We start from the raw sequence: 16816 nt of genomic DNA, 5'->3' as shown, positions 1-16816 counted from the left end.
ATTTTGGAAGATTTATTTCCTTACTTAGCCAATAATAAAGCAGTTGAAAGCTTTTTAAAAAAAAGCGGATCTTTGGTGGTTGATGATTCCATCGGAGCCGCCCTTTTAATCGCGGTTAGTTTTCAGAAAAAGCCCAAAGACTATATTGTGGTAGCCCCAAATCTTTACAGTGCCCAAAGCATCTATGACTATATTTCTTCCTTTATCGGTGAAGACAGCTGCCTGTTTTTCCCCGCCGATGAGATGCTCCGTTCTGAGTCTTTAGCGGCGAGCAAAGAGATGCTTTCGCAGCGATTATATGTTTTGGAAAAATTACTTGATGATGTCAGTCCGCATATTGTTGTGGCAAATCTTTCTGCTTTTCTTCGTTATTTGCCGGACCCCAAACTGTTTAAGAATCATATTTTAGCAATAAAAAAAGGCATGAATCTTAACCTTGAAGATGTTAAAAGCACTCTCGTGGAAGCAGGTTATTTACGGGTAAATAAAATTGACCAAAGTTTGCAATTCGCTATTCGGGGAGACATTCTCGATATTTATTCAGTCAATGCCCCGGCGCCAGTTCGGATTGAGTTTTTTGATGACGAGGTAGAAAGCATTCGTTATTTTGATATAGCCACGCAGACAAGTTATGAAGAGATTGATGAAGCGATTATGATTCCCGGAAGTGATTTGTTGTTATCTTTGGAGGAAAGGAATCAAATAGAAGCAAAAATCACTTTTCAAATGAATGAAGATAAGACTCACTTTACACCGCAGACGATGCTGGAGTTTAAAGAAGCCGTTAAAGAAGATATTGATCGATTACAACATTTTGATTATCGGGCAAGTTTGTATAAATATATGGCTTTTCTTCAAGATAAATATTTTTCACTTCCCGATTATCGCCCTCAGGCGACAATTGTTTTGAGTAATCGCGATCAAAATCAAGATTCGGAAATTCTTTTGGCCACCGAAGCCTTAAACTTTCTTGATGAACTCCATAAAGAAGGCAGAACTATATCGCATTTAGGATTATATCAATCAATGACGGGCGTTTATTCTAAAGGCAGTGGAATGATTAGCCTTCATGAACACCATGAAAAGGAAAATGAAATCATTTTTAATGTTCGGCCGCTTCTAGGACAATATGGTAATTTAAAATTGGCCCTAGGATTGGTGGAAAGTTATATTAGAAACGATTTTCGGGTGGTTTTGACTTTAGCGAGTGCCAATCAAGTTAATTTATTAAAATCTGCGCTTGAAGAAAAGAAAATTCCTTATTCCTTAGGGGCAGAGTTGGCGCTTCCCGAAAAGGGAGTGGGAATAAATTTATATAATTTAGAGGCCGGGTTTGAAATTGTCGACGAGCGAATCGTATTTATCTCCAGCAAAGAGATTTTTGGCGTTCAAAAGCATAATTCACGCTTTATGTCGCGTTATAAGGAAGCGACGATTCTTCGATCTTATGAAGATTTAAATCCAGGCGACTATGTGGTTCATGAATATAACGGAATTGGAAAATTTCTTGAGATTAAGACATTAGAAGTGGATGGTGTCCATCAAGATTTTCTCCATATTGCCTATGCGGGTACGGACGCACTTTATGTTCCGCTATCGCAATTTCGGCTGGTGCGAAAATTTTCCGGGCGCGAAGGCGTAGCCCCGAAATTAAATCATTTAAATTCCAGTGAATGGGAAAAAACTAAAAAGCGGATTCGCGAACGGGTGAATGACATTGCCGATAAGCTGATTACTTTATATAGTTCTCGCTATCAAGCAAGAGGAATTTCTTTTCCTGTCGATGACGAAATGAATGTGGCATTTGAAAAGGAATTTCCTTTCGAGTTAACCGCGGATCAAAAAAAGAGCTATCAGGAAATTAAAACGGATATGGAAAGTGATAAACCGATGGATCGCCTGCTGTGCGGAGATGTCGGCTTTGGAAAAACTGAAATTGCTTTCCGGGCGGCGTTTAAGGCAATCAATGCAGGTTATCAGGTGGCTTTTTTATGTCCGACTACGCTTTTGGCGCGTCAACATTATGAAAACGCGCTTCTTCGATACCAATCATTTGGTATAAGAATCGCTATTTTTTCGCGGCTAATTCCCGAGAGTATTCAAAAAGACTATATCAAACAAATAGAACGCGGAGAAATTGATTTAGTCATCGGCACACATCGTCTGCTCAGCAAAGAAATTCGGTTTCAAAAGCTAGGACTTTTAATTGTTGATGAAGAGCAACGATTTGGGGTTGAGCAAAAGGAACGAATCAAAGAAATGAAGAATAATATCGACATTCTCACTCTTTCGGCAACGCCGATTCCCCGAACCTTACAAATGTCATTGGTGGGAATTCGGTCTCTTTCGGAAATCAACACTCCTCCGGAAAATCGGATGCCAATCCAAACTTATGTTTTGGAGTATAAAGAAAACGTTGTTAAGGAATTGATTGAACGCGAATTAGCCCGTTACGGACAAGTTTTTTATTTGCATAATCAAGTGGCGACCATTTTTAATGTTGCCAACCGCTTGCAGCGGATGATACCCAAGGCCGTAATCGGCGTTGTGCACGGGAAAATGGATAAGGATTCGATAGAAGATACGATGATGCGTTTCTATAATGGTGAAATAAATCTTTTGGTCTGTACATCAATTGTTGAGAATGGTATAGACGTTCCTAATGCCAACATGATTATTGTTGAAAATGCCGAGAACTTCGGCTTAGCCCAACTCTATCAAATAAAAGGACGAGTTGGCCGAGGTAATCGCATTGCTTACGCATATTTACTTTATAATAGTAAACGGAAGATGAATGATGCTGCCCGCAAGCGGCTTAAAGCCATTGAGGATTTTACGGAATTAGGCAGTGGGTATAAAATTGCTCAACGCGATCTGATGATACGTGGAGCGGGTGACCTTTTGGGACCGGAACAGGCCGGGTTTATTGATACGGTCGGAATCGATATGTATATCAAGTTGCTCAACCAAGCAATTGAAGAAAAAAAGACCGGTCGGATAGTGGAAGAAATACCGATTAAACCGGCACCAGCACTTGCTATAGATGCCTATATACCCGCGGACTATGCAAATGCTTCCGATAAAATTGAATTATATCAAGATATTGAAAATGCAAAGAAGCGCGAAGATTTATCAAGAATAGGTTCGGAAATCCGTGACATATACGGACGCCTACCGGAAGAGGTTGAAAAGCTTTTGCGGAAACGGGCGCTTGATATCGATCTGCAGGGGGAAGAGTTTAGTGAGATCGTAGATGGCAGTAGTCAAGTGACAATCAAATTATCGGATAAATACAATCAAATAAATGGCATTGGGACCGCTTTATTTCAGGCGCTTATTCCGCTATCGAAAGTTTTGCGGTTCCGTTATGCCAGCCGGGAACTGCGGATTCAATTATTAAAAGATGGTGATTGGCTTACAAACTATGAGAAATTGATTGAAATTGTAAAGCATGTTTATATTGAATATCAGGCAAAGGAAAGTGAATAATATGCGATTGGATAAATTTTTAAAAGTTAGCCGACTTATCAAGCGGAGGACCATCGCCAAGGAAGTGCTGGAACATGGTTTGGCCGATGTCAATGAGCACAAGGCAAAGCCAGCCAGTGAAATCAAAATCGGCGATATAATTCACATTCGTCTCGGCCGGCATTTGTTGACGATAGAAGTTATCGATACAGCCGATACTCCGACAAGAAAAAGTGCCGGAGATTTATATCGTATTTTGGAAGACAAGGTAATAGAAACTGATGGAAATTCAACTGGACAAGAGTAAAAAATATCTTTTGGCCGCTAGCTATGGACCAGATTCAATGGCTCTTTTGAGTTTGCTTTTAAAAGGAGGCTATCGATTTGAGATTGCCCATGTAAATTATCATGTTCGAGAACCAGAGGCGGATGAAGAAAGCGCGGCTCTTTTTCGTTACGCGGAAGCGCATGGACTGAAATTTCACCGATTGGATGTGGACGGCGAGGCGTTTACCGGTAATTTTGAAGCCCAAGCACGAAGCGTTCGCTATCAGTTTTTTTCTCAGCTTATCATTCAAAACAGTGAGTTATATGCGGTTTTAACAGCCCATCATCAAGACGATTTGCTGGAGACTTATTTGATGCAAACTAAGCGTCAAAAATATCTTTCCTATTATGGAATTCGAGCCGAAACAATCATTGACAAAGTCCGGGTCATTCGGCCGTTACTTGCTTTTTCCAAAAAGCAACTTCTTGATTATGACTTAATAAACAAAATTCCTTTTGCAATCGATAAAAGCAATTTTGATCTGCGCTACACCCGTAACTATATACGGCATAAGGTAGTGGCGAAGATGACAAGCAAGGGGAAAAAAGAATTAATTGCCACAATTAATCAACTTAACCTGCAAAGGGAGCAAGAGTTTCTGTTTGCTGACGGACAGCTTATCGATGGGCATAAGTATTCAATCAAAGTATTGCTAAAATTAACTGAAGAGCAAAAATCAGGTTTTTTATATTTTCTCTTAGCAAAGTACAAATTAGAAAAGAAATTTTCATCTAAACTAATGCGTCAGTTGGAAAATTTTATTGTTTCTAGAAAGCCTAATGTTCGTCGGTGTCTATTAAATGATTATTATCTCGCTAAAGAATATGATTACGTACTTATATACCGCGACAGTGAATTAAAACCCTACGCGTATACAATTGAAAAACCGGGGGAGTACCATTTTCCTCAATTGAATGTCAATTTTGATAGTTTGGATAAGAGACTTCAGTTTCCCTTATCTTCCTATCCTCTAACCATAAGATCGATAAGAAATAACGACTTTTATTACATTGGAAACAAGCGTAAATCAGTGAAAAGGTTATTTATTGATTGGAAGGTCCCTTATCATCTTCGTCTACAATGGCCACTATTTGTTGATTGCAAGGGGAAAGTAATCTTCATTCCTCGTTTTCGTTCTCAATATAGCGGGGAATCCAATTCGACATTGGATGTTTTGTTAAACTAAATTTGACTTTTTTTCTGGATAATAAAACAATGTATTCATCGGTTGTTTTTTGGCAATGAAATAAGTGGCAATAATGTTTTCTTTCGTGGTAAAATTCAAAAAACAGGGATTTTATATGAAAAAAATTGGATTGATGAAGTTTGCTACTATACTTATGATTCCTATAGCCATTTCCTTTTGCAATTGGGGAAATCCGGAGAAGGACCCATTTATAACTGCTAAAGTTAAACCGGTGGAGACAACATCGCAAGTTTCTGCCGATGATTTCTCGCGTTTGATAAGTTCGGAGCCGTCTTTTTCTAAACAGTTCCATTTTAACCATTTGAATCGCGGAACAATCTATGATACTTATCGCGGGGATGGGGTTACAGTCGCAATTATTGATTCAGGATTAAACACTTCGCATGTTGATTTTTTTGATGGCAGCAATACGAACATCTTAGATACCTCAGCATATATTGAAGAAACGGGATCAACCTATTCAAATATTAAGATTCAAAAAATTGCCACCTACGGCCGCTCTATAATTGAAGACCCATTGGATAATGGGCACGGCACAAATGTCGCAGGAACAATTGGGGCGATGGTAAATGGTGTTGGCACGGCTGGGGTATCCCCGAATGTTAATTTGATGATTTTAAAAACAAATTATTACTTTACCGAAATAGATCGTGCAATTCGTTATGCTGCGGATAATGGCGCCGATGTGATTAATATGTCAATTGGAGCTTATGCTGAAACATTTACTGATGGTTTTGGTGATCGTCAAGAAGGAATATCAGGAGCAGACACATATTTTCAGGCATCGATTGACTATGCTTACAATAAAGGGGTGACATTGGTTGCTGCCGCCGGAAACGAAAAAACAAATAAAAGTTCTTATCCCGCCAGCAACAATCATGTTATTGGTGTGGGTGCTTTAAGCCGAAATTCGAGTACAACAATTGCTTCCTACTCTAATTATGGAACAAACAATGTTGATTTAGTCGCCCCAGGCTCGGTTTATGTTGCTGATATTGGATCATCAACAAGTTACGTTGAAACTCAGGGAACATCTTTCGCTTCACCAATTGTTGCTAGCGCGGTTGCCCTTTACAAAGGAAAAGATTCCGGTGCAACGCCAGCTCAAATTGAAAACCGGTTAAAAGAAAGCGTTTTTGATTTGGGAGCAGTTGGTAATGACCCTACCTATGGATATGGAAGATTGGATTTAACCAATTTATTAGTTACTGATGATATCCCAGTAACGGGGGTAACTTTAAGTCCGTCGAATTTGGTTTTAAGGGTAGGAGAATCCGCGACAGTTGTGGCCAGTGTATTGCCATCAAATGCAACCAACAAAGATGTTATATATATTTCAAATGACGAAAGCGTTGCTATTGTTGATGAAAACAGTGGTATTGTAACTGCTGCGGGTGTGGGAACAACTCAAATTGGAGTACTGACTGATGACGGTAGTTTTGAAGATGAAATTGACATAACGGTCATGGGATCCGATGAGAATCTTAACGTTGATAGCATTGTTATAGATGAAGATAATGTCGACATAGCAGTAAACAGCAGCCACACTTTGGCACTGACACTGAGCCCTGAAAATGCGCTTTTAAGTGATCTTTCATTTGCGAGCAGTGATTCAAATATCGCATCGGTAAGTGAGACCGGAGTAATCAGCGGGCTTTCCGTCGGCAGTGCCACGATAACGGTAAGCGCAAAAATTGGAACAGCCAGCGCTTCAATTGCTGTCAATGTAAGCAATTATAATGAAGTAAACAAGACCTATTCTTTTTCCTCTTTAAATTGGGGAGCGATGCCAGAGAATTGGCAGAGTGTGAAGAATGGTAATGGCTACGGCAATTCAGGAGTCCAGGTAACAACCGGAACTACTGACGCAAGCGCCATTTCACCTCATAGTTTTAACAATATTCAATCGTTGACGATCGGATATGCCACTAACTCTAGTAAGGGCGCAGGCAGCATAAGCGTATACTTGTTGGATGGAACTACGGCTAGCGCGATAAGTAATCGTGTTTTGGTTGGAACATATTCTGTAACGACAACTGGTGGAACAACTAAACGCGACACGAGTGCATATATTCCTAAAGACATTGATGATGGATACATTCAAATTGAGGTCAAAACAACAACTAATAGTATTTATATTTGTGATATTGATATTGAATATCAAGAAGTAGTTGAAGCACCAATTGAAGTTACCGGAGTGACTTTTCAAAGTGAGAGTATTAGTTTAGTTGAGGGAGAGACGCAGCAAGTTATTTATGAAGTTTTACCCCTCGATGCCACAAATAAGAATGTTGATTTTTCTAGCAGTGATGAGGAAGTGGCAACTATTTCCTCTAGCGGTTTAATTAGCGCTCACAAGCAAGGAACAAGCGTTATTACCGTAACCACCGCTGATGGCAGTTATACGGATAGTTTGACTTTAACCGTCAATGTTCCAATTACTTACGAGCCTCTATTGACACTCCAAAAAGATGACTTTAAAGTCAATTACACTTTTAAAGAAACATTAGATTTGGGACACCTGAGCGCGACATATCGTAATTCCAAAGGAGAAATTACATATTTGGATGGATATGATTTGACCGTTACTAGTGGCGGAACTTCGATTCTAGGAAGAAGCACATTAGTGTTCGGTTATCTTGAGCAGAGGGAAACAGTTGAAATCACAGTTACTAATGTCGGCTCAACAAATGGAGGGGAAGTGACTAATGGCGAAATTGCTTTAACCGCGGATGCTTTTGACATAACCTTGACAACAACTGGAACTACTTATTCGGGAATAAAAGCCCAAGACATGGTTTTTAATGCCAAGGGTTTAAGGCAGAGCGCAGGTAATCTCTTTATTTATACTGACGGCTATATATACAACACTAATGATTTAGGTAATATTCAAACCATTGAGTTTAATTATTTGGATGGAGGATCGGCCAGTTCTCATCAGGACATTCGTTTTGCTTCAAGTGCCATTTCTTCCACCAGTGGCATAAGTATTACTCAATCGATAACATCTTCGTCGGAAAACACTTCTACGACAGTGAATGCGCCAGCAGAATCAAGTTTCTTCCGTTTGGATGTGTCAAATAAGAATCTTCAGGCAAACATTACTATCACCTACCAATCGGGAATGGTTTTACAGTTTACCCCCGAAGAACAAGCCGCAGCTTATGCCGATTATTTTATGAATTTAACGGGTGTGGAATGTGCGGCCGCCAATGTGCAAACGGAAACTTGGCATACTTTACAGGTTGAGTATCAAGCAATGACTTTGGAAGCAAAAGCGTTAATTAAATCATCAACAGCTTTTGAGCAATTACTAGCGCGATACAACATAATTCTCGGTACCTATAATTACGATGATTTTGTATACGATGATTCTTCATCGACGGGAAAAATTATAACTGAATCGCCAGCCAACTCGAATATTATGTTTTTGATGGTTTTAATATCGGTAGGATTTGTAGTCGTCGGTCTTTATAGCAAAAAACGCCGATACCATTAGTTGTACTAAACTAAAAACGATATGAATTGTTGAAAAACCGGTCAGTTTTTTAAAACCGGTTTTTTTGTAATGGCAACTTCAACGGCAAATAGTTGGCGGTCGACGAACAAAAATGAGTTAATGATTTTTTCTAAAAAATCAATACTTATTATTTTTTGCCATATATGGTTTTGGCAATGACAAAGATATGAATATTTTAACTTTGTGTGAAAAAAGTGCGTTTTTATATCGATGAAGGCATAAAATATAGTGTGTTGCCGTTGTGAATAAAGGGCGAAGTTTGTATAATTGGATTATCTACCATCGGGGTAGTTTTCTTTAAGTGTCAGGTAAATGGCCTTATTGATTAATAACACTAAAAAGGAGTTTAACATGAACGAACAGCAAAATCCCCAAAATAAAGGAAAAGGCGTTCTCTCGTTTCTATTGCCATATATTATCATGGCGGTGGTAATCGCTCTTTTTGTCTACATTGTTTTTCAAGGTAGCAACAGTACGATAACCCAAAAGGATCAGAGTAACATTTTAGCCTTTATTGCGGATAACAATATTACTTCAGTAAAAACAACCACGACGACGAGTGTAACTTATATTGAGGGTGTATACGGAAATAACCAAGCTTTTTCGGCAGTTATTGATAATGCCTTCTATAATAATTTCGTTCTTGAGGCTTTAAGAAATGAAACAACCTTGTCTAGTTGGCAAATTGTCAACGCTTTTAAAACCAGTTGGTGGGATTCATGGGGACCAACCATTATTCTTCTTGTTGGGACAGTAGTCTTAGTATTCTTCTTATTTTCAAGAATGTCGAGTTCAGTTAACAATTCTAATAGCAAAGCAATTGAATTTAATAAATCAAGAGCCCGGATGGTCAGTGATTCAAAAACTAAGTTTGCTGATGTCGCTGGCTGTGATGCCGAAAAAAACGAAATGATGGAATTGGTTGATTACTTAAAGACACCTAAAAAGTATTCAAAGTTTGGCGCTAAAATTCCTAAGGGCGTACTTTTGGTCGGCCCTCCAGGAACCGGTAAAACTTTGCTTGCCAAGGCAGTTGCGGGTGAAGCTCATGTTCCTTTCTTCTCGATATCCGGCTCTGATTTTGTCGAAATGTTTGTCGGTGTTGGCGCAGGCCGTGTACGGGATATGTTCCATCAAGCGAAGAAAAACGCACCATGTTTAATCTTTATTGATGAGTTGGATGCAGTCGGCAGACAAAGAGGTGCCGGTTTAGGCGGTGGCAACGATGAACGTGAACAAACCCTGAATCAATTATTAGTTGAGATGGATGGATTTGAAGATAATTCAGGCATTATCGTTATTGCGGCGACGAACCGTGAAGACGTATTGGATCCGGCGCTTTTACGGGCCGGGCGTTTTGATCGTAAAATTACGGTTGATTTACCGGACCGTGAAGGACGGGCCGCTATTTTCCGCGTTCATGCCCGGAATAAGAAGATTGCTCCCAATGTTGATTTTAATAATTTAGCTCAGCGGACAGTGGGATTCTCCGGCGCGGATATCGAGTCAATTTTGAACGATGCTGCAATTCTGGCGATTCGTAAAGATGAAGATATGATATACCTAGCGGATATTGATGAGGCGGTTGATCGGCGGATTGCCGGACCGGCTAAATCATCTAAAGGGATGAATGAACACGAGCGTAAAGTGGTTGCATATCATGAGGCCGGACACGCAGTTATCGGTTTGTTCCTACCTTATTCGGATAAAGTTCGGAAGATAACAATTATTCCGCGCGGGCGTACGGGCGGACATGTAATGATGACTCCGGAAGATGATCGTTTCTTAATGACAAAGAACGAATTGGAAGCGCGAATCGTCGGCTATTTAGGCGGCCGTACTTCAGAGGAATTATTTTTTAAAGATGTTTCGACGGGCGCGGCCAATGATATTGAAGTAGCAACCACAATTGCTCGTTCAATGGTAACGGAATATGGAATGTCGGCATTAGGACCGATCCAATATGAAAAAGACACAGGCTCAGTTTTCTTGGGCCGTGATTATGCTAGTTCGCAGAAAAATTTCTCGGCTGAAGTGGCCGTTGAAATTGATAAGGCTATTCGAAAGATTATTGAGGACGCTCATGATAAAGCACGCAAGATATTAACGGAACATCATGATGACGTCGTGCTAATTGCGGAAACACTTCTTTCAAACGAAACGATAACAGCGGAGCAAATCGATTACCTAATGAAGAATCATGTGCTTCCTGCCGAAGAAGCAAATCCCAATTCTTTGGGCTTAAGTGAGGGCGATTTACCGCCGGAGGAAAAGCCGGAAGAAAAGACAACCGATAATGAAAAAGGAGAAGTGAAGGAGTAACTTCTCCTTCTTTTTTGAAATGTGGAAAATTGGAGACACTGAAATTCAAGGGCGGGTTGTTCTTGGACCGATGGCGGGAATTACAACCGCAGCTTATCGTGAGTTTATGCGTCCTTTTGGAATTGCTTTAGCGTATACCGAAATGATTAGCGATTGCGGATTGATATACGGCAATGAAGAGACATTCTCCTACCTGAAGAAGGGCAAAGGGGATCGACCGTTAGCTATTCAATTGTTTGGCGGCAGTAAGGAAACGCTTCTTCAAGCAATCGATATTTTAAATCAAAGCGGAGCCGAATATGATTTTCTTGATATTAATTTGGGATGTCCGGTTCCGAAAGTGACTCGTGCCGGTTCTGGAAGCGCGTGGCTGAAGCGGCTGGATGAACTTGAAGAAACGATGACGGCAATAACCGAAAAATCATCCAAACCGGTAACGGCTAAAATTCGCCTTGGCTGGGATGATACATCAATAAATTTCCGTGAGACAATCAAAGTGTTGGAGCGGGCAAATGTAAAGATGATTGCCCTTCATTTAAGAACGCGTTCAGCGCTTTATTCGGGCGAGGTTGATTATCACATTGCGAAGGATCTTCAATTGCAGATGAAGGTACCACTGGTTATAAGCGGCGATATCTTCACATATGAAAAGGCCGAAGAAGCTTTAAATATAACCAAAGCAGCAGCAGTTATGGTTGCGCGTGGGGCATTGGGAAATCCGTGGCTGATTCGGCAAATTAATCAAGTCGTTGAAGGCAAAAAAGTGGATGCTTCGGTTTCTTTAACAACACAACTTGAATACATGCGGACTTTTTCTCGTCTTCTGATAGAAGAGAAAGGCGAATTAATCGCAGTCCGACAACTTAGGGGATTGCTGCCGAAGTTTCTTAATGGGTATCCGGGCATGAAGCCCTACAAGGCAATGATTGTAAATTCAATTGTATGCTTTAGCGATATTGAAGCAATTTTAGAACAAATTAGCGAAAGCAGTTAATAAAATTGCCTAAATATAGTAATATATTAGCGATTTTACAAAAGTAGAATGATAGAAGGAGAAGGGGATTTATCCCCAAAAAATGAGATGGAAAAACAATATTCAGAACAAGAATTAGTTCGGCGGGGGAAACTTGCCAAACTAGTTGAAGCCGGCGTTGCTCCCTTCGGGGAACGTTTTCAAAGGACTGATACAGCGAAGAGTATTCGCGAGTATGCCGAGGGCAAGACCCGCGAGGAATTGGAAAATAATCCGCACATGGTTAAATTTGCGGGACGAATTATGTTTATTCGTAAAATGGGAAAAGCTTCTTTTTTCTCGCTGCAGGACCGGGAAGGAAAAATGCAGGCCTTCATCCAAAGAGATGTTGTCGGCGAAGAAGCATATGCGCTTTTTAAAACGGCCGATCTTGGCGATATTGTCGGTGTGGAAGGCCTGGTTTTTAGAACCCAAACGGACGAAATTACCGTTCGGGTAGAGAAATATACTCATCTCACAAAGGCCCTTCGACCCCTACCGGAAAAATTTCACGGACTGACAGATATTGAGGAACGTTTTCGGCGCAGATATGTTGACTTGATAACCAACGATGAGGCACGTAGAGTGGCGTTTCTTCGTCCCCGGATTATTCGTGGTATTCAAAACTATCTTGATGGTCAAGGATACGTTGAAGTTGAAACGCCGGTTCTTAATCCCATTCTTGGCGGAGCATCAGCCCGACCATTTATCACTCATCATAATGCTTTAGACCGGGATTTTTATTTAAGGATTGCCACTGAACTTCCATTGAAAAGATTAATTGTCGGGGGAATGGAAAAAGTTTACGAAATCGGACGTTTATTCCGAAATGAAGGCATGGATACCCGGCATAATCCGGAATTTACTACGGTTGAAGCATACCTTGCCTATGGTGATTTGGAAGATATGTTTGACTTGGCCGAGGGAATGATCAGAACACTGGCTCAAGAAGTGGTCGGCACGATGAAATTAGAATACGATGGTAAAATTATCGATGTTGAGCCCGAGTTTAGACGGGTGCACATGGTAGATGCCATCAAGGAAAAAACCGGCATCGATTTTTGGCGGCCTATGGACTTGGAAACAGCTAAGAAATTAGCGGCTGACCATCATGTTGAAGTTGAAAAACACTTTACGGTCGGACATATTATTAATGCGTTTTTTGAGGAATTCTGCGAAAAGGACTTTATTCAACCGACTTTTGTCTACGGACATCCGATCGAAATCAGTCCTTTGACCAAAAAGAGTCCCGATCCACGCTTTACCCTGCGGTTTGAACTTTTTATCAATGGTTCGGAATTGGCTAACGCATATAGCGAATTAAATGATCCGATTGATCAACGAGAGAGATTTGAAGAACAGCTTAAAGCGCGGGAGATGGGGGACGAGGAAGCTAACGAAATTGATGATGACTTCCTTGAAGCGCTTGAATATGGGATGCCTCCAACCGGTGGCATTGGCATCGGTATTGATCGGTTAGTGATGCTTTTGACCGGAATGACCAATATTCGGGAAGTAATCCTGTTCCCAACGATGAAAACTCGTTAATTTTTAGACAATATCGCCGTTATTACGCAATTTATATATTGTATGGATAACGGCTTTTATTTTGGACTTTTCTTTACAAAACGTCGCTCACATATTATAATCACACTGATATATAAGGCATACTTATATATACATTACCGCTCTGCTACCGCGTCCGTAGGTAGCCGAAGGTCCATAGGGAGGTAAAACACATGGAAAAGTACGAAATTATGTACATTCTATCCGCCGGTCTTGATGAGGAAGCTCGCAAGGCTGAGATTGCCAATTTAGCAAAAATTCTTGCTGACAATGGCGCGGAAGTGACCAAAACAGATGAATGGGGTCTACGCGACTTCGCTTATGAAATTGATGGTCAACTTAAAGGATACTACGTAGTGCTCAAAGTTTCCGCATCGGTCGGTGCAACTGCTGAATTTGAACGTTTAGCAAAGCTCAACGCCAATGTGGTCCGTTATTTAGTGACTGTTGATCAAGAATAACTAACTAGGAGGCATATTATATGATTAATCGGATTATATTAGTTGGACGTCTTACCCGCGATCCGGAGTTACGGAAAACTCCAAATGGAGCTTCGGTAGCTTCGTTTACATTAGCGGTAGACAATCGTCCGACCAAAGGCGGCGAGAAATCAGCCAGTTTTATTCCCTGCATCGCTTGGAACTTGACGGCCGATAATGTTGCTAAGTATACCCGCAAAGGCTCGCTGGTTGGTGTCGATGGTCGTCTCACGCAACGGACTTATGATCGACGTGACGGCAGCGGCAAGGCTCAGGTCTTTGAAGTGGTAGCCGATTCAGTTCAGTTCCTAGAACCAAAAGGAAGTGGACAACCAAATGTTACTGATGCCGATATGCCAGAAGAAGATAATAGTCAAAATCTTGATTCTGTCGATTTAGTCGGTAACGATCTACCATTCTAAGAAAGGAAATAAATACATCATGGCTTTTAAGAAAATGAGACCTCGGAAAAAGGTCTGCTACTTTACCAAGAATAATATCAAATGGATTGATTACAAAGATGTGGAATTACTTAAGCGGTTTGTTTCGCCTAATGGTAAAATTGCTCCTCGTCGGGTAACTGGTACAAGTGCTAAATATCAACGTCAATTAGCACGGGCAATCAAGAATGCTCGTTTCATGGGACTTCTCCCTTACTTTGTCGATTGATTTATATTAAGGCCTTCCTGTGAAGGCCTTTTTTTATTGCTTGAAGTTCTATCAACCAAATAAGCAAACCCAACGGCATTTAATTGAAGTTAATAAAATTACAAATAGTCATAGAATTATAGTAAAATATAATAAATAACAAGAGGTGAGAGTCTGATGCTAAAAACTATTCGTCGCTTACGTTATATCATCCTTGGCCTTTTTGCAATTGAGGCCATTTTTGTCATCCTTGTCGGAGGAGGATATATATACGACTGGTTCAACCTTAAGAATGTTTTAACTTTGCCGATGATTTTGTTAGCGGGAACAATCATTGTTGTTTTGGATGCGCTGATGATTTTATTTGGTCTATTTGTCGTACAGAGAAAGCATTCCTTGAGCGAACTTACCTCGGCTAAAATTATTGGCAGTGATGTTAAAGAAGCTTATGACTTTGGAATGATTGGATTAGTGGTTGTTGATAAAGACTTTCAAGTAATTTGGACAAGTGAACTATTCGTGACGCGGAAGATCAATATTCTTGATCAAAATATTTTAGAATGGCAGCATTCATTGGAAAAATTGGTGGATAACGCGGAAGACGAAGATGGAGATGAAAACTTGGTTGTAAAAGTGGAAATTAATTCTCGTAACTATGCGGTCAAGTATCTTTCCGATGCGGATTTGTTTATTTTTAAGGATATTTCCGAAAATGAATACCTCTTTCAGACCAATCTTAACCAATCTCCGGTAGTGGGTATAATGATGATTGATAATTATACGGACTTAAGTGTAAATCGTGAAATCAACAATCCAGTTACAGCGATGGCAACATCGGCTATTTTTGAATATGGACATAAGTTTGATTTTCTTGTTCGCCGCTATCGCGATGATGCCTTTCTGCTTATTGGCAACTATAAATCTTTTAAAAAGGTTTTAGAAGATAAATTCTCTATTCTTGATAAAGTGCGAGAAATGGAAAGCGATCAGGATAGCACATTAACACTATCAGCCGGCTTTGCCTATAATTTTCCCGACTTTACTAAATTGGATGAAATGGCAATTAATGCAATCGATCTAGCCATGTCACGGGGTGGGGACCAAGTGGTTGTTTCTAAGTATGGCAGCGAGCATCAGTATTTTGGCGGAGCTTCCGTTGCTTCTGAAAAACGCAACAAAGTTAAAGTCCGTCTGACAAGTGACTCACTGGCGGCGATTGTTAAGAACTCATCCAACGTTATTATTATGGGGCATGCAATGGCGGATTTAGATGCCATTGGGGCTTCACTTGGGCTAAAAGTCCTTTGCGATTACATTAAACGCAAGGATGCGGAAGTGAGTAATAAGAAATTTATCGAGGCAAAAATTGTCTATGATTCAAAGAATGTCGAAAAGAAAACCAAGAGAGCGCTACTTAACTCCTTTAGCAAAGATGAGATGGAGAATATATTTGTCAGTCCGCAAGAGTTGGCCAGTGAGCGGGTGTCTAACTCCCTGATCAAGACCAATACCTTACTTATTATTGCTGATGTTTCCCGACCGGCATATGTCATGTATCCACCGCTTCTTGACAAGATATCTTCGATCGCGGTAATTGATCATCATCGCCGGGCGGAAGATTTTATTACCGATCCTATTTTTCAGTATATCGAAACCAGTTCGTCTTCTACCAGTGAACTTGTAACCGAATTATGCGAATATGGAAATTTTCCTTACATCGATATTCCGGAGAAATATGCGACGCTCATGCTTGCAGGTATCTTCCTCGATACGAACTACTTCCGCAATAACACGACCGGAATGAGAACTTTTGAAGCGTGCATGATCCTGAAAGATTATGGGGCCGATAATGGTAAAGCGGATGATTTTTTAAAGGATGAATACGAAGAATATGCCCTCGTTACAAAAATAATGGCGACACTTAAAACTCCATTTTACGGAGTAGTGGTTGCCAAAGGCGATGCCAAAGACATCATTGATGCGGCGACCATTGCTAAAGTTGCCAATCAGTGTATTCAAATAAAAGGAGTAGATGCGGCCTTTGTTATCGGACGGACGGGTGAAAAAGAAATTCGCATCAGTGGCAGAAGCGACGGATCAGTTAATGTCCAGTTGCTCTTGGAAAAACTGGGCGGCGGCGGTCATCAGGCGGCCTCGGCAGTTGCACTAAATGATATTACGGTCGATAAAGCGGAAGAACAGTTAATCCAAGTATTATCGCTGTATTTAAATGACAGTCGAATAAAAGAAAATTAACGGAGGAAAA

Annotated in this window: 11 protein-coding genes; all 11 read left to right on the top strand. The window is 40.5% G+C overall.

Going from position 1 to position 16816, the window contains the following annotated elements; genetic code table 11:
* Positions 1–3 precede the first annotated feature (3 nt).
* The gene (gene mfd / locus PKC96_01195; protein ID HML99940.1) at positions 4–3489 is read left to right on the top strand and encodes a transcription-repair coupling factor; all 3486 of its coding nucleotides are present in this window, start codon (positions 4–6) and stop codon (positions 3487–3489) included.
* A gap of 1 nt (position 3490) precedes the next feature.
* Positions 3491–3775 carry an RNA-binding S4 domain-containing protein gene (locus tag PKC96_01190; protein HML99939.1) on the top strand — a complete coding sequence of 95 codons (285 nt, stop codon included), beginning with the start codon at positions 3491–3493 and terminating at the stop codon, positions 3773–3775.
* Positions 3750–4982 carry a tRNA lysidine(34) synthetase TilS gene (gene tilS, locus PKC96_01185; protein HML99938.1) on the top strand — a complete coding sequence of 411 codons (1233 nt, stop codon included), beginning with the start codon at positions 3750–3752 and terminating at the stop codon, positions 4980–4982. The genes PKC96_01190 and tilS overlap by 26 nt, the downstream gene beginning before the upstream one ends.
* A gap of 115 nt (positions 4983–5097) precedes the next feature.
* Positions 5098–8502, top strand: a complete 3405-nt coding sequence (locus tag PKC96_01180) for a S8 family serine peptidase (GenBank protein ID HML99937.1) — start codon at positions 5098–5100, stop codon at positions 8500–8502.
* Between the two features lie 372 nt (positions 8503–8874).
* A complete protein-coding gene (gene ftsH, locus PKC96_01175) occupies positions 8875–10845 on the top strand; it encodes an ATP-dependent zinc metalloprotease FtsH (protein ID HML99936.1) in 1971 nt (656 codons plus the stop codon).
* Positions 10846–10864: 19 nt separating this feature from the next.
* Positions 10865–11839 (top strand): tRNA-dihydrouridine synthase family protein, encoded by a 975-nt coding sequence (locus PKC96_01170; protein ID HML99935.1) that lies wholly within the window; start codon positions 10865–10867, stop codon positions 11837–11839.
* Positions 11840–11926: 87 nt separating this feature from the next.
* Positions 11927–13405 (top strand): lysine--tRNA ligase, encoded by a 1479-nt coding sequence (gene lysS / locus PKC96_01165; protein ID HML99934.1) that lies wholly within the window; start codon positions 11927–11929, stop codon positions 13403–13405.
* 191 nt (positions 13406–13596) lie between these two features.
* Positions 13597–13884, top strand: a complete 288-nt coding sequence (rpsF, locus tag PKC96_01160; protein HML99933.1) for a 30S ribosomal protein S6 — start codon at positions 13597–13599, stop codon at positions 13882–13884.
* Positions 13885–13904: 20 nt separating this feature from the next.
* Positions 13905–14324 carry a single-stranded DNA-binding protein gene (locus PKC96_01155; GenBank protein HML99932.1) on the top strand — a complete coding sequence of 140 codons (420 nt, stop codon included), beginning with the start codon at positions 13905–13907 and terminating at the stop codon, positions 14322–14324.
* A 19-nt stretch (positions 14325–14343) separates the two neighbouring features.
* A complete protein-coding gene (gene rpsR / locus PKC96_01150) occupies positions 14344–14571 on the top strand; it encodes a 30S ribosomal protein S18 (GenBank protein ID HML99931.1) in 228 nt (75 codons plus the stop codon).
* 156 nt (positions 14572–14727) lie between these two features.
* On the top strand, positions 14728–16806 hold the full coding sequence (locus tag PKC96_01145; GenBank protein HML99930.1) for a DHH family phosphoesterase: 2079 nt from the start codon (positions 14728–14730) through the stop codon (positions 16804–16806).
* The last annotated feature ends 10 nt before the right edge of the window (positions 16807–16816 follow it).

Source organism: Bacilli bacterium, assembly GCA_035326105.1.
Classification (GTDB): domain Bacteria; phylum Bacillota_I; class Bacilli_A; order RFN20; family CAG-826; genus UBA7706.
Note: the sequence above shows the minus strand (reverse complement) of the source record. Positions and strands in the feature narration are given on the sequence as shown.

What these genes read in the sequence shown, in the direction of transcription:
- PKC96_01190 (HML99939.1), top strand. Translation starts at nt 3,491, where the DNA reads ATGCGATTGGATAAATTTTTAAAAGTTAGCCGACTTATCAAGCGGAGG.
- tilS (HML99938.1), top strand. Translation starts at nt 3,750, where the DNA reads ATGGAAATTCAACTGGACAAGAGTAAAAAATATCTTTTGGCCGCTAGC.
- PKC96_01180 (HML99937.1), top strand. Translation starts at nt 5,098, where the DNA reads ATGAAAAAAATTGGATTGATGAAGTTTGCTACTATACTTATGATTCCT.
- ftsH (HML99936.1), top strand. Translation starts at nt 8,875, where the DNA reads ATGAACGAACAGCAAAATCCCCAAAATAAAGGAAAAGGCGTTCTCTCG.
- PKC96_01170 (HML99935.1), top strand. Translation starts at nt 10,865, where the DNA reads ATGTGGAAAATTGGAGACACTGAAATTCAAGGGCGGGTTGTTCTTGGA.
- lysS (HML99934.1), top strand. Translation starts at nt 11,927, where the DNA reads ATGGAAAAACAATATTCAGAACAAGAATTAGTTCGGCGGGGGAAACTT.
- rpsF (HML99933.1), top strand. Translation starts at nt 13,597, where the DNA reads ATGGAAAAGTACGAAATTATGTACATTCTATCCGCCGGTCTTGATGAG.
- PKC96_01155 (HML99932.1), top strand. Translation starts at nt 13,905, where the DNA reads ATGATTAATCGGATTATATTAGTTGGACGTCTTACCCGCGATCCGGAG.
- rpsR (HML99931.1), top strand. Translation starts at nt 14,344, where the DNA reads ATGGCTTTTAAGAAAATGAGACCTCGGAAAAAGGTCTGCTACTTTACC.
- PKC96_01145 (HML99930.1), top strand. Translation starts at nt 14,728, where the DNA reads ATGCTAAAAACTATTCGTCGCTTACGTTATATCATCCTTGGCCTTTTT.